We start from the raw sequence: 24079 nt of genomic DNA, 5'->3' as shown, positions 1-24079 counted from the left end.
AGATAAAGGGAGACTATGAAGAAAAATACAAAAAATATTTTAATACTTATAGCTATAATACTTGGGATATGGCTAGTTATTGAAATTTCGTTTTTATGGTTAATTATAATTATTACAGGGCTTATTGCCTTAGCAATTTATGATATGAAACAAACGAAGCACTCATTATGGAGAAACTTTCCTATAGTAGGAAGACTTAGATGGGTATTTGAAGAGTTAAGACCTCCATTAAGACAATATTTTATGGAATCCGATATTGATGGTGTTCCTTTTAACAGACAAGAAAGAAGTTTAGTTTATAAACGTTCTAAAAATCTAGTTAGTACTATTCCTTTTGGGACAAAAGTTGATGTATATAAAGCTGGATATGAATGGATGGGTCATTCTTTAAATGCAACAAAAGCTAAAGAATTAGATTCTGATCCAAGAGTTGAAATAGGGAGTAATTTTTGTTCTAAACCCTATAGTGCAAGTATTTTCAATGTTTCGGCTATGAGTTTTGGAGCATTAAGTTCAGCAGCTGTTCGTTCTTTGGGTTATGGTGCTAAAATTGGTGGTTTTGCATTAAATACAGGTGAGGGTGGTTTAAGTAAATATCATCTTGAGTCAAACTGTGATTTAATTTGGCAAGTTGGAACTGGATATTTTGGTTGTAGAAATGAAGATGGTACTTTTAATGCTGATTTATTTGAACAAAAGTCAAAAAATGAAAATGTTAAAATGATTGAGATAAAATTATCACAAGGTGCAAAACCAGGTCATGGTGGAATTTTACCTGCAAATAAAAATACTCCTGAAATCGCTGAAGGTAGAGGTGTTAAACCATATACTAGAGTTGATTCTCCTCCTATTCATTCTGCTTTTACTACAGCTAAAGAAATGATGGAATTTATTACTAATTTAAGAAAATTATCAGGTGGTAAACCAATTGGTATAAAACTTTGTATTGGTAGAAAAGAAGAGTTTATTACTCTTTGCAGAGTAATGCACGAAACTGGTTTAAAACCTGATTTCATTACTATTGATGGAGGAGAAGGTGGAACAGGTGCTGCTCCACTTGAATATACAAATTCAGTAGGAATGCCTCTGCGCGATGCTTTAGTTTTTGTTGTTGATGCTTTAATAGGTTTTGATTTAAAAAAAGATATTAAGATTATTGCTTCAGGAAAAATATTAAATGGAATGGACATTTTAAAAAAATTAGCTATTGGTGCTGATTTATGTGCAAGTGCTAGAGGGATGATGTTCTCTCTTGGTTGTATTCAAGCTTTAGATTGTCATAAAAACACTTGTCCAACAGGAATTGCAACTCAAAATAAAAGATTATCAAGCGCCTTAGTAGTTGAAGATAAAAAACAAAGAGTTGCAAATTATCATCAAGGAACTATTGAAAGTTTTATAGAATTATTAGCATCTTCAGGTCTTAATAATTTTAAAAAATTATCACGAAAACATGTTTTTTATAGATTAGATGAAACGAAATATAAAAGATATGATGAATTATTTACTCCTATGAGAACAGGAGATCTTTTAAAAGCTCCTTATCCTAAAGATTTCAAAAGATTTATAGTTTAAATTTTTGTTTTGAACAAAAACTATATTTGATATTCAAATATTCAAATTCTAAAGAGTAAGCATGAAGAAGAAGTCTTTTATCACCTGATAAAATGATTCTTTCTTCTTGTGTAACTTCTTTTTTTAGAATTTTATCTGCATGAAGTTCATTTATTCCATAAATTGGATCACCTATAATTCTGTGATTAATTGAGTTTAAATGCACTCTTATTTGATGTTGCCTTCCTGTTTGAGGATATGCGTAAACTAAAGTTTTATTTTGACTTTTATCATAAAAAATCGGTTTTATTTTTGTAGATGATACTTTGCCTTTTTCATCGGTTTTCATTTTTAGTTTTATTATTCCTGTATCATTTGTAATTGGAGTATTTATTTGTATTTCTTCTTTAATCTCGCCTTCAACAATTGCTTTATACGTTTTTTTATATTTTTTCTCTTCAAACATTTCTTTTAAAATCATATCTGAATATCTATTTTTTGATACTAGTACTAATCCTGAAGTTTCTTTATCTATTCGATGAACTAGGGATGCTTCATCTTTTAAATGGTATTTAATTTCATCTAAAAGAGTATATTCATTATTTATTGAAGTAGGGTGAACTAATAATCCTGATGGTTTATCAAAGATTGCAAAGTGTTCGTTTTGAAATAGTGGTTTAAGACCTTTTGTAATTGCTTGAAATATATTAATTTGAATAAATCCTGATTTAATCATTTGATTTTTTTGTAATCTTTTATTATCTTGGTTTAATATTTTTCCTTTTGCTAATAAACTTTGAGATAATTTTGAAGATAGTTTTACATCTTCAATTAAAAAATCATCAATTAACTTTTTTTCTTTAACTTCAAATTTTTTTAGTATATATGGCAATTTTAATCCTATTAATTAGTTTAAAAGATTATACAATATATTTTTGTACACAAATATAATAGAAGTAATAGGACTTTTGTGCTTTAATATCAAATGGCAAAAGAATTAATCACAAATTTTGGATATGACAAAATTCTAAAAGAGTTTAAATATCTATATGAAAAAGAAAAACCTTATTGGGTAAAAGAAAAACAAATAGCAGCACAACACGGTGATAGAAGTGAAAATGCAGAGTATATATCTGCAAAAGCTGAAATTAGAAACCTAGATAAAAGATTGAGATTTTTAGATAAAATTATAAATAATAGTGAAGTTATTGATATTAGTAAAATTCCACATAAAAAGATAAATTTTGGATCAGAAGTAACGCTTTTAGATTTGGATACAAATGAACAAAAAGTTTTTAAAATTGTAGGAACTTATGAAACAAATCCAAATGAAAATAAAATATCTAATAAATCTCCTTTAGGTAGAGCATTGATTGGAAAAGAATTAAATGAAGAGTTTGAATTTAGAATAAATGATAATATTTTTGAGTATGAAATATTAAAAATACAGCAGTGTAAAGTAGAAGATTTATGAATATAAATGATTTAGAAAAAATTGTAAGACAAAATATTAAAAATACAGACCAAGAGTTTAAAAGAGTTTTTCATGGACGAGGAAACTTTTATGAAGATTTTAATTATTTAACAATTGATTCAATTGATAAAATTTTATTTATTGTTTTATTTGAACAATTAGAGCAAATAAAAGAAAAAGAACTATTTGAAATGATAAGAAAAGTTTTCGATGATGTAAAACACGATACTTTGGTTTTACAAAGAAGATATTTGGATAAATCACCTTGTGAAGTTTTAGAAGGAAGTTTAAAAGAAAACAATATAGCAATTGAAAATAATATCAAATATAAAATAAGTTTTACAAACAAAAATATTGGATTTTTTCCAGATATGAAAATAGGGCATAAGTATATTTCACAAAATGCAAAGAATAAAAATGTATTAAATCTTTTTTCATATACTTGTGCTTTTTCATTAAATGCTAGTAAAGCAGGAGCTAAAAATATTGTAAATGTTGATATGGCAAAAGGTGCTTTAACTATTGGACGAGAAAATCATCATATTAATGAGTTTAATACTTCAAATGTTCATTTTATGCCTTATAATATTTTAAAATCATGGAATAGAATTAAAAAACAAGGTCCTTATGACATTATTATCATTGATCCACCTTCATTTCAAAAAGGAAGTTTTGCAGCTAGTAAAGATTATGTAAAAATTATAAAAAGATTAGATGCACTTGCTAGTGAAAATTGTATTGTATTGTCAGCACTTAATGCTCCTGAACTTGATAGTGGTTTTATAAAAAATATATTTGAAGAGTTTGCTCCATCTTTTAAATTTGTAAAAAGATTAGGCAACTTAGATACATTTCCTTCAAATAATGAAGAAAAATCTTTAAAAAATCTAATATTTAAGAAAGGTATTTAATTTTGGATTTTGAAGCTAAACTATGTCCTTTTTGTAAAAAAGATAATAATTGTCAAGTATTAAAGGCAAATTTATGTTGGTGTATGAAGATAAAAATTCCTGATGAATTAAAATCTATGATTCCCAAAAAAAGTAAGATGAAATCTTGCATTTGCGAAAATTGTATAGAAGAGTTCAAAAAAGATTCCCAATCGTTTAAAAATAAGTACTCTTTTTTGATAGATTCTAAATAGTTTTTGATACAATTCTTTTTATATAATAAAAGAGGGGAAAATTATTTTGATAGAAAAAAATAGATGGCTAATGGCTTTAAGTGCTGTTGGTGTTCATATTTGTATTGGTTCTGTATATGCATGGAGTGTGTATGTAAAACCAATTCAAGAACAAATGGCATGGACTTTAACTGATGTTACAATTGCTTTTAGTATTGCAATATTCTTTTTAGGATTATCAGCAGCTTTAATGGGTAAATTTGTTGAGAAAAATGGTCCTAGAGTTTCTGCAATTATTGCAGCTTCATTATTTGGTTTAGGTACTATGGGTGCAGGTTTAGCAATTATGATGGAATCCAAGCTTCTTTTATACTTTTTTTATGGTGTATTAGGTGGTTGTGGATTAGGGATTGGTTATATTTCACCTGTTTCAACTTTAGTTAAATGGTTTCCAGATAAAAGAGGAATGGCTACAGGTTTAGCAATTATGGGATTTGGTTTTGCTTCCGCTATTTGGGGTCCAACTATTAAAATTTTAATTGAAGCAGTTGGAATTTCTGGGACATTCTTTATTTTAGGTGCTTTTTATTTTGTAATTATGTTTGCATCTGCACTATATCTTGAAAAACCAGAAGAGGGTTATTTACCAAAGAAATTTAAACAAAAAATCAAAGAAGGTAAAAAGAAAATCAAAGAAGATTTAGAGAATTTAACTCTAAATGAAGCTGTAAAAACACCAAGATTTTACGGTCTTTGGATTATGTTGTTTATAAATATTACATGTGGTATTGCAATTATTGGTGTTGCATCACCTTTACTTCAAGAAGTTTTAGGAATTTCAGCAATTGCAGCAGCAGCAGCTGTTGGACTTATGGGAATATTTAATGGTGCAGGAAGACTTATGTGGGCTTCTTTATCTGATTATTTAACAAGACCTATTGTTTATGTGATATTTTTTCTTACACAAATTATTGCTTTTTATATGTTACCTTCAATTAAAGAAATTGTAGTATTCCAAGTTGTTTTATACTTTATTATGACTTGTTACGGTGGTGGTTTTGCTTCAATTCCTGCATATATTGGAGATATTTTTGGAACAAAAGAACTTGGTGCAATTCACGGTTATATTTTAACTGCATGGGCTGCTGCTGGTTTAGTTGGACCTTTAATTATTTCAATGGTTAAAGATTCAACTGGTTCTTATTCTCAAACATTATATGTTTTTGCGGCTTTCTTTATTGTTGCATTAATTGTTTCGATTCTAATGTTAATAAATATAAAACAGATTCAAAAAAGTAAATCTAAGTAAGATATGAATTTTCTTGACTTTAATCAAGAAAATTCAAGGCTATTTCCTATATAGTCCTATTTTATAAAATAAATAGGATTAAGGATAATTAATGTTAGATACTGAAATTACAAAAGAGAACTTAAATAAATTAGTAGTTACTTTTTATACAAAAGTTTTAAAAGATGAAAAAATATCACCATTTTTTATAGAAAAACTTGGAAAAGATATGAAGTCAGAACCTTGGCAAAAACATATTACACTTCTTACAAACTTTTGGTATACAATTTCTCATGGAAGAGGAGAATACAATGGTTCACCCTTTGCTCCACATTTACAAATATCAGGATTAAATCAAGAAGCTTTTCAGACTTGGTTAAAATTGTTTTTTTCTACAGTTGAAAAAATTTATGTTGAAGATATTGCAAATAAATTTAAAGAAAGAAGTTCTATTATCGCTAGTAATTTTATGAGAAATTTAGGAATCTAAATTTCTCGTACATCTATAAATGAACCTGATTCAAATTCATCTATTCTGTTTACTACATTTTCTAACTTTTGTGCGGCTTGCTCAGGTTTTTGTATTGTTCCTGCTTTTAAAACTTTTGCTGAAGTAAAAATATTATCATCAACTTCATATCGTATATAATCAGTCATTGGCGTTTGAATAACTCCTGGTGCAACAGCAAGTAGTTTTGTATTCGTTAATTCTTTTGAATAAAGATTTATTAGCATATTTATTCCAGCTTTTGATAAAGAATAAGAAGCCCAACCTTTTGAGCCTTTTTTTGATGCTCCTGAAGAAATTGCAATAATATTCTTAATATTAATTATAGACAATATATCTAGCAATTCTTTATTTGAATAAACATTTAATTCATAAACTTCTTTCATATTGTTAATACTAGTTTTTTTTGTTTCTTTTATATCTCCTAACATCCCTGCATTCAAATAAACTAGATAAATATCTTTTATTGAAATAATAAATTCACTTAATTGTCTTTTTATTTCTTGAGTATTTGATAAATCAAAGGCTTTAAATATAAAATTGTCATTTTTAATATTTGGTTTATTTCTACTAATTCCATATACTTTATAGTCTTTGTTTAGATAGAAATTAGTAAGAGCTAATCCTAATCCTGAACTACAACCTGTTATTAAAATATTTTTAGTCATAGATAAATTCCTTTATTTATAAATTATTATTTACTTAGATTATACTATAAATTAAACTTGATTAATATTTATTTGGCTATAATCTATTTACTTATATATAAAGGAAAAAGGTATTTATTTACTTTAATAATTTTGCAAGAATTTAATATTACAGAAAAAATAAAAAATTTAGATATAGATGACATTCAAGAGAATTTATTTCATTATTCATACGATAGTAAAAGTTTAAAATCATTATTTAGAAATAACATTTCAAATGATGATCCTGCATACATATCTTCTTATAGTAGTTTTAGGGGAGAAGTTTATGAAAATGTAGTATATGAACTATTATTACAATATGCATATAGTGAAGATTTAATTACTAGGTTTATATTAAAAGGTCCATATCAAGATAAAGAGAATACATTTATTAAAAGTGGTCTTTTAATAGATAGAAGTTCTCAAATAGTTTATAAATCAGCGTATAAAGATATTAGTGAGTTTGATGCACTATTTTTTACAAAAGATTCTGTTTACTTTGTAGAGATGAGTACATCTAAAAAAACTGCAAGTTTAAACAAACGTTTAGTTAAAAAATATGCACTTTTAAAGATGATATTCCCTACATTAATAATAAGAGCATTAATCATTGTTACTGAAGGTTCAATAGGACTTAGAAACTTTCCTGATTATGCAACTGTATGGGTAACGAAAGATTTAGATGATGATAAGTTAATCAAAAGAATTATCTTTGCAAAAAAAACGAAAAAAAATCTTACTACATTAAGAGCACAAAGACATAAAAAATATATTGAAACTTATAGAGTTAAGTATAAGAAATTTCAATATTTCCCAACCTTAGAATGGATTTTAAATCAATCACGATCTAATCCAAAGTTTATAGTTGATTTAAAATTCTTTTCATCTGCTAAGTTAGGTTTATTTTTTGATATTTATACAAAGCTTTATATTGGATATGTTTCAACAGAAGACTTTTTAATTTTATACCCTGAGTTTAATTTAAAGATAAGAACAAATAGAATAATTGTAACTATTGAAAAAGTAAATCAAACTCAACTTGATATAGTTTATTATGCTAAAGAAGAGAATGGTAAATTAAAAAGAATAAGACTTCAAGAAAATGATGTGTCTATAAAAGATAAAGAATTGGATGGTTTTACAAATGCTGAAGTTAGATTTTTTATGAAAATTTTAACACAAAAACATGTATTAAATGTAACTAATATTAATCATATAAGAGATAATTTGAATCTTATAAAATAAAAAGAGTTTAACTCCTTTTATTTTACATATAATTATTAAATTTATATAAAAACTTTTTTTGAATCTTATCATATCTATAAATATCATCTCTAAATTGTAAATTATTGTGTTCATCAACCCATGATGTTAAATATACCATATGCACAGGTATCTTTCTTTTTAATCCAATTTGAGTTTTTTCAATATTGGCTAAAATATCATTGGCTTTTTCAAAATCTAGGTTTTCATCTTCTGAGGCAATAGCTTTTAATAATTCTTTTGGTTTAGATAATCTTACACATCCATGAGATAAGGCCCTTCTTGTATAATTAAAATATCTTTTTGCTGGTGTATCATGTAAGTAAACTGCATATTTATTAGGAAACATAAATTTCATTCTTCCTAGAGGATTATGATTACTAGGCATTTGAATAAATCTTATAGTAGGACCTTTAGGTGGTTGTATTTTTTCTTCAATTTGTATTCTTTCTCCATTTACTATAGAAGTTGTAATATTTGTAGTTGCAATTCTATTCTCATCATATAAACTCCAATCAATTGAATCTACATCAAATTGAGTTGATTTATGATCCCAGTTTTCATAAAGATTAATACCTTTCCCCTCTAAATACGTAGGATCTTTTATTAGTTTAGGAATAATTTCTCTTTTTGCAATTCTAGGGGGAATCCTCCAATAAGGATTTAAAACAATAAAAGACATTTTATTTGAGAATATGGGAGTAGGGTTTTTTCTCGTTCCAACTACGATTTTCATATCAAGTTTTACTTTATTATTTTCATACATTTTTAATTTAAAATCAGGAATATTAACTAAAAGAAATTTATTTCCTAATGTTCTAGGAAGCCATCTCATTCTTTCTAGATTTAATCTTATTTTTGTAATTTTACTCTCAATTGATAAGTTTAAATGTCTTCTAGTGGAAGCTCCAACTACTCCATCAGGTTTTAATCCATGACTTTTTTGAAATGATATTACTGCATCTTTTAAATCTTTATCAAAAGTTGTATAACAGTTATTTACAAACTCTTGTGAAAGACAATTATCAATTTTTAAATCATGACTTTGTAATAATCTTTTTCTTAATATTTCAACAATAGGAGATATATCACCTTCTCTTAAAGTTTTAAAGTTGGGTAATTTTATATAACCACCTTGAGTTGCCAATACTTCTAACTCATTTAGTTTTTCTGATAGTTCTTGTGCCTTGGGATAAGTAAAGTTAACTTCTTTAAATGCAAGTGTTAAATCATTTCCAATTAATGCTTTTTTTAAAAGTTTTTTTGGATCTTTATTTACACTATATTTTTCCCAATCTGCAATAATTTCTTCTTTTCTATCAAGTTTTCTAAGTTCTTTTTTGAAACCTTTCCAATTTATATAACCTTTTGATAAGTAATTCATATATTTATCATAAATACTAGTTAACATAAAATCAATTTTTGCCATACTTTCTATATATTTATCATTTGTCTTTTCTAAATTATTTAATTCTTTTAGAATCTTGTCAAGTTTAAATGCTCTTTTTACATTAGGTTTTAATACTGGATCATTTTTAATTGTTTCTAATAATGATATTGAAATATCTTTAATTCCATTTTTATTACTCCATATTAACTGATTATCAAAATTCTTATAATAACTTTTAATTGATAATTTACTTAAAAATGAATCGGGTATTTTTTTTAAAGAAAGTAGATATTTAATAGTTTCTTTACTATTTTCTTTGAATATCTCTTTTTCAGTGGGTTCAATATTTTTTACTGCGTCATACTCTTCATTAAGTACTTCTATTTGTATATTTGATGTTTTAATATCAGTTGAAGCGAATAATATATTAGTAAAAAACAATGCAGTAAATATAAACATTAAATTATACATATTTTATATCTCCAAACGATTTTTATTTTGGCTAATTATAGTGAAAAAAGAAGAAACTAGCCTTTAATTATGAAATATAATCTATTTTTGATAAGAATTTTTCTTAAATCTAATAAATTTACCATCTACACTTGCACAAGAAATTTGATATGCTACCATCTTTTTAAATGGCTCTAAAAAATTATCAAGCGATAATTGTTCAATATTCTCAATATTTTGAGTATTTAATTGTTCTAAAACACAAAGTGTAGATTCAATTGTTGATAAACAATGAACATTTGGTTGAGTTTTAATCATAAATTGAGATGATTTATTATGTACAAAACTTATTTTTCTTAAGGTAGATAAGTTTTTACTAAGTCGTAATATCTTTTTTGAACAAGGCCAAGTAGAATCAATAATAAAAATCAAGCTTTTCTTTTTTGTAGATAATTTTTCTTCATTTAGTTTAATCGCATTATCATCTGGATATAAAACAAAAGCTTCATAATTTTCATCATTAATAAGTGAATTAATTCTATCATTATGTGTAAAATCGATTCCTATATGAAGTTCACAATTTTCAAGTGAATTATTTGTTAAGTGTCCTGTTCCATTTTTTGTTTTTTTGAACTCTTTTGGATGCATTAATATGACAAATTTTGTATTTGTTTTTAAAGGTTCTATTGTATGTTTACACATACATGAAGTTTTTGGTCTGTAGCATTTATAGCATTTTTCTCTTGTATTAAATTCTTGCAAAAATATCTTTCAAATTAATTTTTGAAATTATAGTGAAATACTTATTATATTCATAAAAAATTTTGATTAAATGATTATAATTGCATAAATTTAATAAAAAGTGAGATTATATATGATAATTCTTGAAGTAACTGGTGCTATATTTTCTATAATTGGTGCGTATTTAATGTCTTTAAGTACTAAAGATAATACAAGACCTTTGTATTTTGGATTTATTAGTTTTTTTATTTCAAATCTTGCATTACTTACTTTTTTCACTTTAAATGGAAAAGTTCCTGTAATTATTCAGATGGTTCTATTTTTTATAACTGCAGTAATCGGAATATATAAGTTAACGAAAAATAAAAAAAGAGATGTTAGTATAATTTTTATAGTTTTATTTATTTATATCTTATTTTTTGTATTTACAATTTTCCCTAATATTAAAGACATAGATTTCAATATATTAATCATTGATTTTATCGCATCTTTTATTGCAATAATTGGAAGTTTTTTATTGTCTAGTCCTAAGCATATAATTAGATCATATGCATTTATTTGTTTTTTTGTAGCTGATGTTATTTTTGTATATATAGGATATGTAAATGCTTATTATTTTTTTATGATTCAATCTATGTTTTATTTATATACAAGTTCCAAAGGTTATCATAATACTATGAAAAATGAGATTGAGATATTTTTTAATAAACATAAAATCAAATAAATTAAAAAGGTAAATTTTGGATCATTTAAATAAAAATATAGTTACAAAAAACACTTCAGAACCTAAAGTATATAATACAAATTTTGCAGAAGCATTTTATTTTTTTGCTTTTTTATCCTTAGTTGTATTTACTTTTTCTACTTTGAGTAATATTTTAACTCCTATTGCTATTGCAATTCTTATTTGGTTTTTGATTAATGCTCTTGCAAATCAAATAAAAAAACTCCCTTTTATGAACTCAAATTTTGGAGAATTTATTTCAATTCCTTTATCTTTAATTATTATTGTAGTTTCAATGCTTCAAATTGGTAGTTTTATAGCTTCTAGTATAGTTGAATTAAGTTCAACTATTGCTCAACTTGATGATAAATTTTATTCAACAATTGAAAAACTTTCGACTATGACGGGCTTTGATTTTTCAGATAAATTTGAGAAATTATTTGAGCAGTTTAGTATAGCTTCATTGATAAATAAAGTAATAGCAGCTTTTAGTTCAATAGTTAGTAATATTATGCAAATTTTATTATATGTTTTATTTCTTCTTTTAGACCAAAGATTTTTTAATGCAAAAATAAATGCACTTTTCCCTAATTATGAAAACAGATCAAAAGCAAAAGAAGTATTAAGTAGTGTTTCAAAAAGTATTAGAATGTATATTTCAATTACTACTATTATTAGTTTAAGTACTGGTTTTTTAACATATCTACTTTGTGAGGCTTTATCTTTACAAGGGGCAGTATTATGGGGATTTTTAGCTTTTATATTAAACTTTATTCCTACTATTGGAAGTATTATTGCAGTTATTATTCCAACACTTTTTTCACTTGTTCAATTCTCTGAACTTTCAGATGTTTTAATAGTTTTAGTTTCACTTGTAGTAATTCAATTTACAATAGGTAATATTATTTATCCAAGATTAATGGGAAATAGATTAAATATATCACAATTTATCGTAATTTTATCTCTTGTTGTTTGGGGTGCTATGTGGGGTACTGTTGGGATGTTTTTATCTGTACCTATGATGGTGATATTGATGATTATTTTATCTCAATTTGAGAATACAAAAGGAATGGCTATTATAATATCAGGAGATGGAAAAATTTATTCCAATAATAGTATATAGTTTTATTCTCCATTTAAGACAGATAGAACAGTTGTTCTACTTGTTTTAAGCTCCTTTGTTATCTTAGTCATATTTAACTCACCATTGACATTGTAATACTCTTCATTATCAAGCATTTTTAATATAATATCTTTTTTATCAAGTATCTCTTTTGATGTTTGTTTCTTTTGGAAAGTTAAGTCTTCTTCACTCATAGTTTTTAAAGCTTCTAAATCTCTTTTGATAGTTGGAACTGTTACTTTTAATTCTTTTGCTAAGTCTTTTGGATTATCAATTCCATTTAATAATAATTTATTTATAGCAATTCTTCTAGTTTTCATTTTTCGTCTGCGGTGATATGATATTTTCATAAAAGATTATATCAAATTTAAAATTATAATTAATAAGATATTAAGCTTGTATTTATTATGATAACAATTATCAATATTAAAGTAAGGAAGAACAATGTCTGACAATATTCTTATAAGAAATGGAATCTATCAAAATGATTATTTATTAAATAAACTATTTGAAGAAAAAGATATAAATAAAAGAGATGAAAAAGGTAGAAATGCACTTTTTTGGGCTATGCATAACAAAGATTATAAATTAATCAGTTTTTTAATAAAAAAAGGAATTGACACTAATGTTGTAGATAATTTATCTGCTATGAATTATGCAGTTTATAAAGATGATGTAAAGCTAATTAGATATTTAAGAACAGCTGGTTTAGATATTAATGAACTTGATGTTATTGAATCAACGCCTTTAATTTATGCAGTACTTTATAATAAATTAAGAAGTATAAATTATCTAGTTAATAATGGTGCTCAAATCTTTTATGAAGACAATTTAGGAAATAGTGCATTCTCTTTAGCAAGAGAGTTAAAAATACAATATTTAATTGATTTATTTGAAAATATTGCTTTAAAATCTAAAAAATAGCAGTATTTAAACTGCTATTTTTTTATATGTCCGTGACCGTGACCACCAGAATTTGTACTTTCTCTTTCTACAAATTCACTAAAATCTTTTCCACCTAAATTGTATGCTTTTCCAAAACCAAAAACTGCTTCACCATAAAATGGAGTGAATTCAAAAATATAAAAATCTTGCATACTTTTTAGCATATCAATCATTTTATCACCAAATTTTATTTTAAAGTTTGATAATTTTTCTGTTTCTTCTTGAGAATCTTGTTTTATAATAATTGAAGAACATTGAAGCATTGCTCTTTTTCTTGCAAATATATTTGAACATGTTGCTTCATCTTCAATAAAAAACAAACTACAAATATCTTTTCTTTGTAAGTTACTTGTATGTTTTGCCATTTGTGAAATATATACATAATATTTATCTTCTACTTTAATAAAAGGTGCATACGATGAAAATGGATTACCTTTTTCATCTAATGTACTAATATTAACACTTTTAAAATCTTCTAAAAACTCGTTTAAATCTTTTGCCATTATATTTCTTCCCATAAAATTTGTATTTTTGTATTATATATATCTTTTCTTCTTAAATTTATGCTGAATTCTTCTATTTTATAATTTGAAATTGAATAATTCTTATTAATTTCTTCAATTTCTTCTATTAATTGTTCTTCTAGTTCTTCAATTTCTTTTGCTAGATTTTGTATATCTGCTTCTACATATTTTATATCAGAACGCTCTTTTAATACTGAAGAAGCACCTCTTGCACTGCTTGCAACTTTTGTCATATTAGTTTTACTTAAAATTGAGTTTCCAAAAAATGCACCTAAAATAGAAGTTCCAATAGATATTAGTGTATTTGTAGTTTTTGCACTTGCTTGTTCTTTCTCTTTTTCTAACTTTATATATAATTTATCAAGCTTTTTTTCTAATGATTTTTGAGTTTTTTCAAATCTTTCTTCTAGTTTTTCTACTTCATCATCTATTTTTTCATTTAGTTTATCTTGTAATCTTGTTCTAAAGTCATTTAAAGATTCATCTTGTTTTGATGTTAATTTTAGTGAAGTGTTTTTAAATAAATTTAATTTTTCATTTCTATAAATATAGTTAGAAAACTCTTTTTGCAGTGATTTAATTTCTCTCTCATTTTGTAAAAAACTTGGAAGTTCATAAAAAGATGAGTTTGTTCTACTTTTATGTTCAAATATACTATTTTGAACATCTTCTTTTTCTTCAAAATTTATTTCATCTATATTTTTATCTAAATATATTTTATAAATTATATCTTCTTTTTTATCAATATTCTTTGTAGTATTTACAAAGTTAATACTACTTGAACATAATAAATATGGCTGAAGTGAATATTCATCACTTTGTGAATAATATGAATATTTTTGTTCAATAATATTTGGAATAATTGGTTTTATATAATCATTTGAACTTTTTGAATTACTTGTAGTTTCTTTTTTTTCAATATGTTTTTTTGTAAGATTTGAAGGTGTGATTTTTTCTTTTAATTTCGCAATTTTTTCACTCATTAATTTTTTTATATCATCTTTAGAAATAGGACCTTTTAGATATGATAAAACCCATCTTGTTTGAAATATTTTAATACCATCTTCATTTATATTTTTCATAATAAATGTTCTTTTTTCTAAGTTTGATATTGTATTTAATAGCTCTTTTTTATCAATATTTCCTTCATTTGCTGAAGATAATCCATCAATTACTTTTTCTTTATCTTGTTTTGTTTGAAGTCGTCCTATAAACCATGTTCCAATATTTGACAAACCTTTATAATCAATATCTACAGGATTTTGAGTTGAAAGTATTATTCCTACTCCAAATGATCTAGCTTGTTTTAAAAGTGTAAGCATTGGTTGTTTTGATGGAGGATTTTTAGAAGGTGGAAAATATCCAAAAATTTCATCCATATAAAGTAGGGCTTTAAGAGATGAAGTACCTTCTTGTCTTCTCATCCATGTTAGCATTTCATTTAAAAGTAGTGATACAAAAAACATTCTTTGAGCATCATCTAAATGAGAAATCGAAAAAATAGATACCTTTGCTTTTCCATTTTCATCATATAATAAATTTGAAATATCTAAAGGCTCACCTTCAATCCAATTTTTGAAAGATGGATTTGCAATAATAGTATTTAATTTTAGAGCTAATTTTAATCTTTCATCTTGTGAAAAAAATGTTTCTAAATCGAAAATACCAACCTTTTCAAAAGGCGGTGTCACTATTAATGTAATTAGTTGTTCTAAACTTAAATTTTTATCTTGTGTATAAGAGTTCATAAAAATTGAGCAAAGTAAAATATTTTCTTTTGAAGAAGAATCACTTTTAATATCTACAAGAGATAAAATTGATGAAACAGTAGAATTTATAAGAGATGATAAAAGATCATAATCTTCAAGTATTTTCTCTCCTGGGGCTTTAAATGAAGAAAGAATAGATATAGGAATTCCTGCTGTACTTCCTGGAGTATAAATAGAAAAATCAGCAGAATTTTTTAGCTTTGCAATTCTCTCTTTACTTTGAAAATCTCCTGTAATTCCTTTTTCCCACATATCAGCAGTTTTTTGGGCTTGTTCATCAAGACTTAGACCATTATTAATAGCGTCTTGTTCTTCAATCCAAGGTTTAAAATCTTCACCTTTTAAGTTTGGAAATGTTAAAAGTAAGTTTCCCATATCACCTTTTGGGTCAATAATAATTGAAGGAATATTATCAATAGCAGCTTCTTCTAATAGTGAGATTCCTAAACCAGTTTTTCCACTTCCTGTCATTCCAATAATAGCAGCATGTGTTCTTAAATCTTTGTTTTTATAAACTAGTGGAATACTAATATCTTCATCTATTTTTTCTTTCCCAATATAAAAAAGTTTTAGTTTTTCATAATCTATAGTGCTACTCATAATAAGCCTTTTAAGTTTTAAATCAATATTTTGAAAATATTATAGCAAAAAAAGTGAAGCTAATTAAAAAATATTACGTTATAACGGTTTGAATTAAAATAAAAAAGTTTTGATATTTGAAGTAATATATACAGAATGAATCTGTATATATTTTTAATATTAGTCTAGAATAGTTCTAGCATTAATATTCTGTATAGGTCGATTATTTGTAGGCATTGCCGCATCAAAATCAGCTAATTGACTTTTTGAAAGATAAACTGGAGTTTTTAATACAAACCATTTAACACCTTCTGTACAAGGAGGAGTTGTTAAAGAACCATTAAATCTATAATAATCTTTGTTTGTTGGTAAAATATCATATGCAAAAACATCAGATTTAAGATCATATTTATCACCTTCATTTTCAGGTAAGTTTCTTAATAGTTTATTTAAAACGATATTATCATTTCCTATCTCAAACATAACACTTACAACAACAATACTTCCTGCACTATTTGTGTGAACTAAATGTGCTTCCATTGGATATGATTTCCCATCAATCTTATTTTCACTTGGTGTATGAAAATGCATTTGTTTTAAATAGTATTTTTGATTATCAATACTTAATGAATTAGAATTTCTAAAATTAACTTTTACTGTATGTCCATTATTTTCTATTGATGTGGCTTTTGTTTTGCTTTGAAATGTTAATGGATTTAATTCTGCTGAAATAACATTAGTAATATTAATTGGAGATTGGTTTAATCCATCTTCACACATTCTATATTTCTCATCAAGTTGTGCCCACTCTTGTGGTCCTAAATCTTCATTATATGCCCAGTGTGCACCTTTTGCTTCTTCCTTGTTACTACTTAACGTTAGGGCAATAACAAACACAATAAATATACTAATAACAGTGTTTTTCATACTCATTTTTCTACCTTTATTTCTTTTTTTTCTCTTTCTTTTCTTTTTGCTTTCATATTATTTAATGCAAGTTTTCTAAGATCTGCTGTTGTATCTAATTCATCCATAATTTCTAATCCTAGAAGTGTTTCGATACAATCTTCAAGTGTTACAATTCCTTCTGTTTGACCATAAGAATCATGAACTATAAACATATGTTCTTTCTTTTGAATAAACATACTTAAAGCCTTACCAACTGGAATATTCTCATTTAAAGTAAATACAGGTTTTATAATAGTTTCTAATTCCAATTCTGGATTTTTAAGAGCATGTTTGAATAATTTCTTTGTTAGGATAATTCCAATAATATTATCGATACTTCCCTCATATATTGGTACACGAGAATATCTAAAAGTTCTTTTATCTTCTAATATATCTTTTACGGCTGTATTTTTTTCAATAGCATACATAACAGATCTAGGTGTTAAAATTTGACTTACTTTTATATTATTTAAAGTAAGTGTATTTTCAATAATATCAGATTCTAGATCACCAATAACACCTTCTTCTTCACTTAATAGTGTTGAATGAATTAATTCTTCTCTTGAAATTGTATCATTATTATCTGAACCAATTTTTTTAGTTACAAATTGTGTAATTATAATAATTGGATATGTGATAAAAATAAATAGATTAATTATTCTTGTTGCGTATGGAGCTAATTGTTTCCAATAAACTGCACCAATTGTTTTAGGTATAATTTCTGCAAAAAATAGAATCATAAATGTTAAAACAATAGAAACAAACATTACAAGAGTTTTATCACCTTCAAATACACTTTGAGCCTGAACTCCAATTGCAGTAGCACCTAAAGTATTTGCAATTGTATTAAGAATTAGAATTGAAGCAATTGATATGTCTATGTCAGTTTTTAACTTTTTGAGTAGTTTTCCCGCTTTTTTATCTTTTTCCTCTAAAACAGATATATAGGATAAGTTTGTAGAAAGTAATATTGATTCTAAAACAGAACATAAAAATGATACCCCAATAACAGCAATGAATAGTAAGATTAAAATGTCCATTTATTCTCACTTTTAATTAAAATATACCTCTGGGAATTATATTCCAATAAGGACTCCTTTATTTTTAAAATTTATAGCTAATAATATCAAAAAAAACTTAATAATATAATTTTTTTTGACAAAATATTTATAAATAATGTATAATTACATTAAAAGGTAAATACTTTAGGAAAAAGGGGCTTATTATGGAATATAATTTGATGTCTAATCTTGATCAATTTAGTGATAATAGAGTTTTACAAAAACAACAAATACAGTCAATTGATACAAGTTCAAAAATAAATGAAGATTATAAGTTAAAAGAAGTTCAAAAAGAAGAATTTTTAAATACGCAAGCTGTTTCAAATACCGAAATAACAATGAATAAATCTACAAAACAATATCATGAAGTTGTGCTTACTAATACAAATTTTGGATTTAATGATTCTTCAAAAGATTTTTTTGTAAAAGCAACAAGAGGAACTGCAGAAAATCAATATCCAACAGAAGATATGATGAGATTAAAGTCTTATTTAATGAGAATGGATTAATCTCATCAAATTATAAACTAGAACCAAGTACCACTTGGTTTCTCCCTAGTTCTTTAGCTTTATATAGTGCGATATCAGCATTTGAAAGTATATCTTTAATATCTAAATTTTTCTTTGCTTCACTAACTCCAAATGATGCAGTGATTTTTCTAATTTTGAAGTCATGATTTTCAATGATATTTTTAAGTCTTAAAGAAATAATAGAGGCTTCTTTTTCAGTAGTATTTTTACAAATTATTAGAAACTCTTCTCCTCCCCATCTTCCAATTTCGTCATTTTTATTTAGATTTTCTTTTAATAATTTAGATATAGTTATTAAAACTTTATCTCCTTCTAGATGTCCATATGTATCATTTATTTCTTTAAAATGATCAATATCTAAGAGAATCAATGAGAATTTTTTATTTTTTATTTTATTTAAAAGTTCATCTAATTTTCTTCTATTATGAAGTTCTGTAAGAGTATCTGTAATTGCTAATTTTTTTAATTCTTTATTGTATCTTTTTAAATCTTTTTGCTTAAAAAAATAAAATAAAATAATAAGTAATATTAATATAACTAGTGATATTTGAATTATATATTTATATGATTGCGAACTTTTATCAAATTTTACAACTAGCCATTGTTTTATTATATTATTTTTATCTTCTTGACTTAATTGTGCTATATATTTATTTATTATTGATTGAAGTAGTTTATAATCTTTTCTAATCATAAAAGATATAGGAACTTCATATTTACTTGTTCCTGCTATTTTAAGATTATAATAACCATTAACTGAAATCAAATGAGCAAGTGAAGGTAAAATATCAACTGCAGCATCTACTTTTCCTGCACTTAATAATTCTAGTGCTTCTTTAGTATTTTTTACTATTACAAAATTGATTTTAGGGTAATGTTCTTTTAAAATGTTATATGCACTAAAGTTATCTCCAACAGCAACTTTTTTATTCTCTAAAAATGATGCATCAGGAATGAATCTTTTATTAAATAGTGTTGCAAATGCAATAGGAAAAGAGATATAAGGATCTGTAAATATTGCATAACTTAATTTATTTTTATCATAAGATGTACTAATTGTAATATCATTTTCTTTATTTTTTATACTATTTAGAAGAAGGTTCCAGTCTTCAGAATTTTTTATTTCAGAATTAATATTTGCTCGTTCTTTTATTAAGTTCCAAAAATCAATAGCTATTCCAACTACTTCTTTTTCATCATTTTTAATGCTTATTGGTGCCCATTTATCTGATATAATTACTTTTATTTTTGTTTCTTTTAGAAATTTATCTTCTTTGGGAGTTAATTGTATATGATTTACTGAATCATTCGCAATTAAAAAGTTATAAAGAATTAGAAATATAAATATAACTATCTTTTTATTCATCTATGTTAACCTTTAGTATAATTTTCGATTATAACATAGTTTTATAAAGTTTAGATGTTAATTAAATTATTTTTCTTAATTAATAATTCTTTTGCAAAATAAAATCTATCTTTATTATCTAATGTTACTTCATCTAATAAAGGTAGATATTTATAGAAAACTGGCCAGACTTTTTTATATCCAGCTGGTCTATTCTTCTCAAAGTACAAAGCTAGGGCTGTTGCTCCATTGATAAGTCCTTTTAAAACCAAGGCTTTTTTCTTTTGGCCTTGTTTTTTATAAAGATTCCAATCATCTTCTAATAATTCATGAGCTTCAACATAAAAATTATTTTCAACTGCATAAATAAATCTATCAATAGCTAAATCTTGTGTAAATTTCGATTTATCATACATTATTGATTTATCTCTTTATCTAAATAATAACCAGTATGCGAACCTGATTTTTTGTGATTTGAAGCTATTTGTTCGGGAGTTCCTTCATCAACTATTAACCCACCTTTATTTCCACCTTCAGGACCCATATCAATAACCCAATCAGAGTTTTTAACAACATCTAGATTATGTTCAATTACTAAAACAGAGTTTCCTAAATCAACTAAATGATGTAAAACTTTTGTAAGTCTATCAACATCAGCAAAATGAAGTCCAGTTGTAGGTTCATCTAAAATATAAAGAGTATTTCCTGTATCTTTTTTACTTAATTCTTTACTTAGTTTAATTCTTTGTGCTTCACCACCACTTAATGTTACTGCATTTTGTCCTAATGTAATATATCCTAATCCAACATCACTAAGTGTTTGAAGTTTTGCATGGATTTTTGGAATTTTTATAAAAAATTCTAATGCTTCATCTACACTCATATTTAATACATCAGAAATATTTTTTCCTTTGTATAAAATTTCAAGTGTTTGGGCATTGTATCTTTGACCTTGACAATCATCACATTTAACCATAATGTCTGGTAAAAAGTGCATTTCTATTTTAATTTCACCTTCACCTTGACATTTTTCACATCTTCCACCTTTTACATTAAAAGAGAAACGTCCTATTTTATAACCTCTTATTTCTGCTTCTTTTGTTTTTGAAAATAATAGTCTTAATTCATCCATTAATCCAGTATATGTAGCTGGATTTGATCTTGGTGTTCTTCCAATAGGGCTTTGGTCTAAATATATAACTTTATCTAAACTTTCTAAACCTTCAATTTCTACACCATCAATTTTTTTTACTTTTCTTGCATTATTTAAAAGCTCTTTTGCAACAGGTAATAATGTTTGCAAGATTAATGAAGATTTCCCACTTCCTGAAACACCTGTAATTGCACATAAGTTTTTAAGAGGAATTTGAACATTTAAATCATTAATATTATTTAAAGTTACATTTTTTATTTTTATAAATTCTTCTTGTGGACGATTGTGAACATAATCTATTTTCTTTTCACCTGTTAAATATTGTGCAGTTAATGTTTTGGCTTTGAACATTTCTTCTAATGTTCCATCAAATACGATTTCACCACCATATTTTCCTGCTTTTGGTCCAATATCAACTACATAATCAGCAGCTTCAATTGTTTCTTTATCATGCTCAACTACAATTACAGTATTTCCTTTTTCTTGTAAAGCTCGTAAGGTTTTAATAAGTTTACTTGTATCTCTTTCATGTAAACCAATTGATGGCTCATCTAATACATATAATACACCTGTAAGTCCTGAACCAATTTGTGAAGCTACTCTAATTCTTTGTGCTTCTCCACCTGAAATAGTTCTAGCATCTCGTCCTAATGTAATATAACCTAAACCAACATCATATAAGAAATAAATTCTTTCTTTTACTTCTTTTAAAATAGGTGTTGCAATTAGTTTATTTTGTTCTGATAAGTAGCTAAAATTCTTTTCATCTTGAAAAAAAGCATGAGCATCTTCTATTGGGATATTTAAAATATCCCCAATTGTTTTTTGTGCAACGAAAACACTTTGAGATGATGGTTTTAGTCTATTTCCATTACAATCATCACAAACTTTTTCAGTCATATATTCAGCCATTTCTTTTTCATCTTTAATCATATCATAGGCTATTTTTACAACACCTTCCCATTTTCTTTTTAATGAATGTTTTTTCCATACAAATTTAGCTTCTTCAACACCACCGTGTAAAATAGCTTTTCTTTGATACTGGGGTAATTCTTTAAATGGAATTGTTATATCAATATCGGCAGCTTCACAAAAAGCAATAAGCATTTTAAAGTAAAAGCCTTTATTAAAGCCATAGATTACTCTAACAGCTCCTTCTTCAATTGGTAACTCTTCATTTATAACTTTTTTCATATCAAGCGCGTATCTAATACCTAGTCCATCACATGAAGGACAAGCACCTTTTGGTGAGTTAAATGAAAAAGATAAAGGTTCTAAGGGTTCAAATGAAATTTTACAATCAAAACAAGCCATATGTTCAGAATAATGAATATGCTTTTCAATTCCTAATTCTTCATGGTTTAATACTTCAATTTCTAATTCTCCAAAACTCTCTTTTAAACCTTTTTCAACATCTTGTGCGATTCTTTCTTTATTTTCTTCTTTTACTACAACTCTATCAATTACGACTTTTATTGTATGCATTTTTGATTTACCTAGTTCTATTTCTTCATCAAGTCTTACCATAACTCCATCAATCATAGCTCTTACGTAACCTTTCCCTCTTAAAGATTCAAGAAGGTCAACAAATGTTCCTTTTTTTCTATTAATTAAGGGTGCCAACATAATTATTTTTGAATTTTCTGGAAGAGTTAATACTTGATTAATTACATCAGAAGCACTCATTTGTGAGATTGGTTTACCACATTTATGACAATGTTGTTTTCCTATTCTTGCATATAATAATCTTAAATAATCATATACTTCTGTAATAGTCCCAACAGTTGAACGTGGATTTTTTGAAGTTGTTTTTTGGTCAATTGCAATTGCTGGTGTTAAGCCCTCAATTCTTTCAACATCAGGTTTACCAACTTTATCTAAAAATTGTCTAGCATAAGAAGAAAGAGATTCGATATATCTTCTTTGACCCTCTGCATATAAAGTATCAAAAGCAAGAGTTGATTTCCCAGATCCTGAAAGTCCTGTAAATACAATAAGTTTGTTTTTTGGTATTTCTAAATTTATATTTTTTAAGTTGTTTTCTTTAGCATTAAAAATTTTAATAGTATCTGTCATAATTATATAGCCTTTAAATTTTGAAGCTAATATTATATTATAGTGTTAGCTAATTGTTTATTAAAGATACACTAAAATAAACAAAAGTATCAAATAGTAAATGATGCAATTATTGGATTATGATCTGAAATTGACTTTATATTAATTACTTTTGAGTATTCTAATTTTAAAGCTCTAAAAAATATATAATCAAGAGAATTGTTAAATACTTTTTTTATATTTTTATCATTATTAAAACTAACTTCTTCTAGGGATAATTCTTTACAAAATTTATTTAATAATAAAACTCTTTTTTTATTCCATGTATTAAAATCTCCTGCAACTATTAGAGCATCATCATAATTTTTTAAATGTTCTTTTAGAATTTCTAATTCATATTTAAAATCTTCATATCCAACAAAATTAAGGGCGTGAATATTTACAACTGTTATATTTTTGTTATTTAATATATGTTTTGTAATTAAAATACTTTTATATGTAGCTAGTTTTAATTCTCTTTTTTTTGTAATTAATATTTCATTACTTAGGCAAGAAATATTAAAAATATTTGCAACACCATAAATATTTTTCTTTGTTTGGATATTTGGAGATAAGACAAAAGAGAAGTTTTCAAATATTTTATTACAAGAATTAATATTACCTTTGACTTCTTGTAAAACACAAAAGTTTAGTTTTTCTTTTTTTATTAATTCTTTAAAAAAATCTTTAAAAATATCTTTTTGTGTAAGTTTAGCTACATTCCAGCATAAAATATTTAAACTATCTTTATTTTTAATATCTTGATGTTTTAGATAACTAATTGTTTGAGTCGGTTTTAACATA

Annotated in this window: 24 protein-coding genes; 11 read left to right on the top strand and 13 right to left on the bottom strand. The window is 25.4% G+C overall.

Going from position 1 to position 24079, the window contains the following annotated elements; translation table 11 throughout:
• The first annotated feature begins 15 nt into the window (after positions 1-15).
• Entirely contained in the window at positions 16-1575 is a 1560-nt protein-coding gene (locus tag D9T19_RS02005; RefSeq protein WP_121626520.1) for an FMN-binding glutamate synthase family protein, read from the top strand.
• Here the strand turns inward: D9T19_RS02005 and D9T19_RS02000 are convergent.
• A complete protein-coding gene (locus D9T19_RS02000) occupies positions 1565-2446 on the bottom strand; it encodes an RluA family pseudouridine synthase (protein WP_121626519.1) in 882 nt (293 codons plus the stop codon). The two genes, D9T19_RS02005 and D9T19_RS02000, sit on opposite strands and share 11 nt — an antisense overlap.
• Positions 2447-2539: 93 nt before the next feature.
• Between D9T19_RS02000 and D9T19_RS01995 the strand changes: the two genes are divergently transcribed.
• From D9T19_RS01995 to D9T19_RS01975, 5 genes are all read left to right on the top strand, one after another.
• Complete coding sequence (locus tag D9T19_RS01995; RefSeq protein WP_121626518.1) at positions 2540-3028, top strand: GreA/GreB family elongation factor; 489 nt, start codon at positions 2540-2542, stop codon at positions 3026-3028.
• On the top strand, positions 3025-3939 hold the full coding sequence (locus D9T19_RS01990) for a class I SAM-dependent methyltransferase (RefSeq protein ID WP_121626517.1): 915 nt from the start codon (positions 3025-3027) through the stop codon (positions 3937-3939). The genes D9T19_RS01995 and D9T19_RS01990 overlap by 4 nt, the downstream gene beginning before the upstream one ends.
• A gap of 2 nt (positions 3940-3941) precedes the next feature.
• Positions 3942-4172: a cysteine-rich CWC family protein gene (locus D9T19_RS14780; RefSeq protein WP_121626516.1), complete on the top strand. Its 231-nt coding sequence runs from the start codon at positions 3942-3944 to the stop codon at positions 4170-4172.
• A gap of 46 nt (positions 4173-4218) precedes the next feature.
• Complete coding sequence (locus D9T19_RS01980; protein ID WP_121626515.1) at positions 4219-5460, top strand: L-lactate MFS transporter; 1242 nt, start codon at positions 4219-4221, stop codon at positions 5458-5460.
• Between the two features lie 91 nt (positions 5461-5551).
• On the top strand, positions 5552-5929 hold the full coding sequence (locus D9T19_RS01975; protein WP_121626514.1) for a group III truncated hemoglobin: 378 nt from the start codon (positions 5552-5554) through the stop codon (positions 5927-5929).
• Here D9T19_RS01975 and D9T19_RS01970 read toward each other — a convergent pair.
• On the bottom strand, positions 5926-6615 hold the full coding sequence (locus D9T19_RS01970; protein WP_121626513.1) for an SDR family NAD(P)-dependent oxidoreductase: 690 nt from the start codon (positions 6613-6615) through the stop codon (positions 5926-5928). The two genes, D9T19_RS01975 and D9T19_RS01970, sit on opposite strands and share 4 nt — an antisense overlap.
• 132 nt (positions 6616-6747) lie before the next feature.
• On the opposite strand from D9T19_RS01970, the gene D9T19_RS01965 reads away from it, so the two are divergent.
• Positions 6748-7881, top strand: coding sequence for a hypothetical protein (locus tag D9T19_RS01965; protein ID WP_228197945.1), 1134 nt, complete (start codon positions 6748-6750; stop codon positions 7879-7881).
• A 22-nt stretch (positions 7882-7903) separates the two neighbouring features.
• Here D9T19_RS01965 and D9T19_RS01960 read toward each other — a convergent pair whose 3' ends face one another.
• Both D9T19_RS01960 and D9T19_RS01955 read right to left on the bottom strand, forming a co-directional pair.
• Positions 7904-9760: a L,D-transpeptidase family protein gene (locus D9T19_RS01960; protein ID WP_121626512.1), complete on the bottom strand. Its 1857-nt coding sequence runs from the start codon at positions 9758-9760 to the stop codon at positions 7904-7906.
• Between the two features lie 81 nt (positions 9761-9841).
• Positions 9842-10501: a tRNA-uridine aminocarboxypropyltransferase gene (locus D9T19_RS01955; protein ID WP_121626511.1), complete on the bottom strand. Its 660-nt coding sequence runs from the start codon at positions 10499-10501 to the stop codon at positions 9842-9844.
• Positions 10502-10613: 112 nt separating this feature from the next.
• Here D9T19_RS01955 and D9T19_RS01950 point away from each other — a divergent pair, with 112 nt between their 5' ends.
• Together D9T19_RS01950 and D9T19_RS01945 are read left to right on the top strand one after the other, a co-directional pair.
• Positions 10614-11204, top strand: coding sequence for an FUSC family protein (locus D9T19_RS01950; RefSeq protein ID WP_121626510.1), 591 nt, complete (start codon positions 10614-10616; stop codon positions 11202-11204).
• A gap of 16 nt (positions 11205-11220) precedes the next feature.
• A complete protein-coding gene (locus D9T19_RS01945; protein ID WP_228197944.1) occupies positions 11221-12327 on the top strand; it encodes an AI-2E family transporter in 1107 nt (368 codons plus the stop codon).
• Positions 12328-12329: 2 nt separating this feature from the next.
• Here D9T19_RS01945 and D9T19_RS01940 read toward each other — a convergent pair whose 3' ends face one another.
• A complete protein-coding gene (locus D9T19_RS01940; protein WP_121626509.1) occupies positions 12330-12677 on the bottom strand; it encodes a hypothetical protein in 348 nt (115 codons plus the stop codon).
• A 94-nt stretch (positions 12678-12771) separates the two neighbouring features.
• Between D9T19_RS01940 and D9T19_RS01935 the strand changes: the two genes are divergently transcribed.
• Complete coding sequence (locus tag D9T19_RS01935) at positions 12772-13251, top strand: ankyrin repeat domain-containing protein (RefSeq protein WP_121626508.1); 480 nt, start codon at positions 12772-12774, stop codon at positions 13249-13251.
• Between the two features lie 14 nt (positions 13252-13265).
• On the opposite strand, the gene D9T19_RS01930 is transcribed toward D9T19_RS01935, so the two are convergent.
• From D9T19_RS01930 to D9T19_RS01915, 4 genes are all read right to left on the bottom strand, one after another.
• The gene (locus D9T19_RS01930; RefSeq protein WP_121626665.1) at positions 13266-13775 is read right to left on the bottom strand and encodes a HugZ family pyridoxamine 5'-phosphate oxidase; all 510 of its coding nucleotides are present in this window, start codon (positions 13773-13775) and stop codon (positions 13266-13268) included.
• Positions 13775-16165 carry an ATP-binding protein gene (locus D9T19_RS01925; RefSeq protein WP_121626507.1) on the bottom strand — a complete coding sequence of 797 codons (2391 nt, stop codon included), beginning with the start codon at positions 16163-16165 and terminating at the stop codon, positions 13775-13777. The genes D9T19_RS01930 and D9T19_RS01925 overlap by 1 nt, the downstream gene beginning before the upstream one ends.
• Positions 16166-16324: 159 nt before the next feature.
• Positions 16325-17077 carry a carbonic anhydrase gene (locus D9T19_RS01920; RefSeq protein ID WP_121626506.1) on the bottom strand — a complete coding sequence of 251 codons (753 nt, stop codon included), beginning with the start codon at positions 17075-17077 and terminating at the stop codon, positions 16325-16327.
• Complete coding sequence (locus D9T19_RS01915) at positions 17074-18132, bottom strand: CNNM domain-containing protein (protein WP_121626505.1); 1059 nt, start codon at positions 18130-18132, stop codon at positions 17074-17076. The genes D9T19_RS01920 and D9T19_RS01915 overlap by 4 nt, the downstream gene beginning before the upstream one ends.
• Positions 18133-18317: 185 nt before the next feature.
• Here D9T19_RS01915 and D9T19_RS01910 point away from each other — a divergent pair, with 185 nt between their 5' ends.
• Positions 18318-18662: a hypothetical protein gene (locus D9T19_RS01910; RefSeq protein ID WP_121626504.1), complete on the top strand. Its 345-nt coding sequence runs from the start codon at positions 18318-18320 to the stop codon at positions 18660-18662.
• Positions 18663-18672: 10 nt separating this feature from the next.
• Here the strand turns inward: D9T19_RS01910 and D9T19_RS01905 are convergent, their stop codons facing one another.
• The 4 genes from D9T19_RS01905 to D9T19_RS01890 all read right to left on the bottom strand — a co-directional run bounded on the left by D9T19_RS01905 (position 18673) and on the right by D9T19_RS01890 (position 24078).
• Positions 18673-20049: a transporter substrate-binding domain-containing diguanylate cyclase gene (locus D9T19_RS01905; RefSeq protein ID WP_121626503.1), complete on the bottom strand. Its 1377-nt coding sequence runs from the start codon at positions 20047-20049 to the stop codon at positions 18673-18675.
• 50 nt (positions 20050-20099) lie between these two features.
• Positions 20100-20444 carry a DUF309 domain-containing protein gene (locus D9T19_RS01900; protein ID WP_121626502.1) on the bottom strand — a complete coding sequence of 115 codons (345 nt, stop codon included), beginning with the start codon at positions 20442-20444 and terminating at the stop codon, positions 20100-20102.
• On the bottom strand, positions 20444-23257 hold the full coding sequence (uvrA, locus tag D9T19_RS01895; RefSeq protein WP_121626501.1) for an excinuclease ABC subunit UvrA: 2814 nt from the start codon (positions 23255-23257) through the stop codon (positions 20444-20446). The genes D9T19_RS01900 and uvrA overlap by 1 nt, the downstream gene beginning before the upstream one ends.
• Before the next feature lie 89 nt (positions 23258-23346).
• Positions 23347-24078, bottom strand: a complete 732-nt coding sequence (locus D9T19_RS01890; protein ID WP_121626500.1) for an endonuclease/exonuclease/phosphatase family protein — start codon at positions 24076-24078, stop codon at positions 23347-23349.
• Between the last annotated feature and the right edge of the window lies 1 nt (position 24079).

The organism is Poseidonibacter antarcticus (assembly GCF_003667345.1).
In the GTDB taxonomy this organism is placed as follows: Bacteria; Campylobacterota; Campylobacteria; order Campylobacterales; family Arcobacteraceae; genus Poseidonibacter; species Poseidonibacter antarcticus.
Note: the sequence above shows the minus strand (reverse complement) of the source record. Positions and strands in the feature narration are given on the sequence as shown.

Bases quoted from the DNA above. Each gene is read 5' to 3' on its own strand.
- D9T19_RS02005 (WP_121626520.1), top strand. From the start codon at position 16: ATGAAGAAAAATACAAAAAATATTTTAATACTTATAGCTATAATACTT.
- D9T19_RS01995 (WP_121626518.1), top strand. From the start codon at position 2,540: ATGGCAAAAGAATTAATCACAAATTTTGGATATGACAAAATTCTAAAA.
- D9T19_RS01990 (WP_121626517.1), top strand. From the start codon at position 3,025: ATGAATATAAATGATTTAGAAAAAATTGTAAGACAAAATATTAAAAAT.
- D9T19_RS01975 (WP_121626514.1), top strand. From the start codon at position 5,552: ATGTTAGATACTGAAATTACAAAAGAGAACTTAAATAAATTAGTAGTT.
- D9T19_RS01970 (WP_121626513.1), bottom strand. From the start codon at position 6,615: ATGACTAAAAATATTTTAATAACAGGTTGTAGTTCAGGATTAGGATTA.
- D9T19_RS01960 (WP_121626512.1), bottom strand. From the start codon at position 9,760: ATGTATAATTTAATGTTTATATTTACTGCATTGTTTTTTACTAATATA.
- D9T19_RS01950 (WP_121626510.1), top strand. From the start codon at position 10,614: ATGATAATTCTTGAAGTAACTGGTGCTATATTTTCTATAATTGGTGCG.
- D9T19_RS01940 (WP_121626509.1), bottom strand. From the start codon at position 12,677: ATGAAAATATCATATCACCGCAGACGAAAAATGAAAACTAGAAGAATT.
- D9T19_RS01935 (WP_121626508.1), top strand. From the start codon at position 12,772: ATGTCTGACAATATTCTTATAAGAAATGGAATCTATCAAAATGATTAT.
- D9T19_RS01930 (WP_121626665.1), bottom strand. From the start codon at position 13,775: ATGGCAAAAGATTTAAACGAGTTTTTAGAAGATTTTAAAAGTGTTAAT.
- D9T19_RS01925 (WP_121626507.1), bottom strand. From the start codon at position 16,165: ATGAGTAGCACTATAGATTATGAAAAACTAAAACTTTTTTATATTGGG.
- D9T19_RS01920 (WP_121626506.1), bottom strand. From the start codon at position 17,077: ATGAGTATGAAAAACACTGTTATTAGTATATTTATTGTGTTTGTTATT.
- D9T19_RS01915 (WP_121626505.1), bottom strand. From the start codon at position 18,132: ATGGACATTTTAATCTTACTATTCATTGCTGTTATTGGGGTATCATTT.
- D9T19_RS01910 (WP_121626504.1), top strand. From the start codon at position 18,318: ATGGAATATAATTTGATGTCTAATCTTGATCAATTTAGTGATAATAGA.
- D9T19_RS01905 (WP_121626503.1), bottom strand. From the start codon at position 20,049: ATGAATAAAAAGATAGTTATATTTATATTTCTAATTCTTTATAACTTT.
- D9T19_RS01900 (WP_121626502.1), bottom strand. From the start codon at position 20,444: ATGTATGATAAATCGAAATTTACACAAGATTTAGCTATTGATAGATTT.
- uvrA (WP_121626501.1), bottom strand. From the start codon at position 23,257: ATGACAGATACTATTAAAATTTTTAATGCTAAAGAAAACAACTTAAAA.
- D9T19_RS01890 (WP_121626500.1), bottom strand. From the start codon at position 24,078: ATGTTAAAACCGACTCAAACAATTAGTTATCTAAAACATCAAGATATT.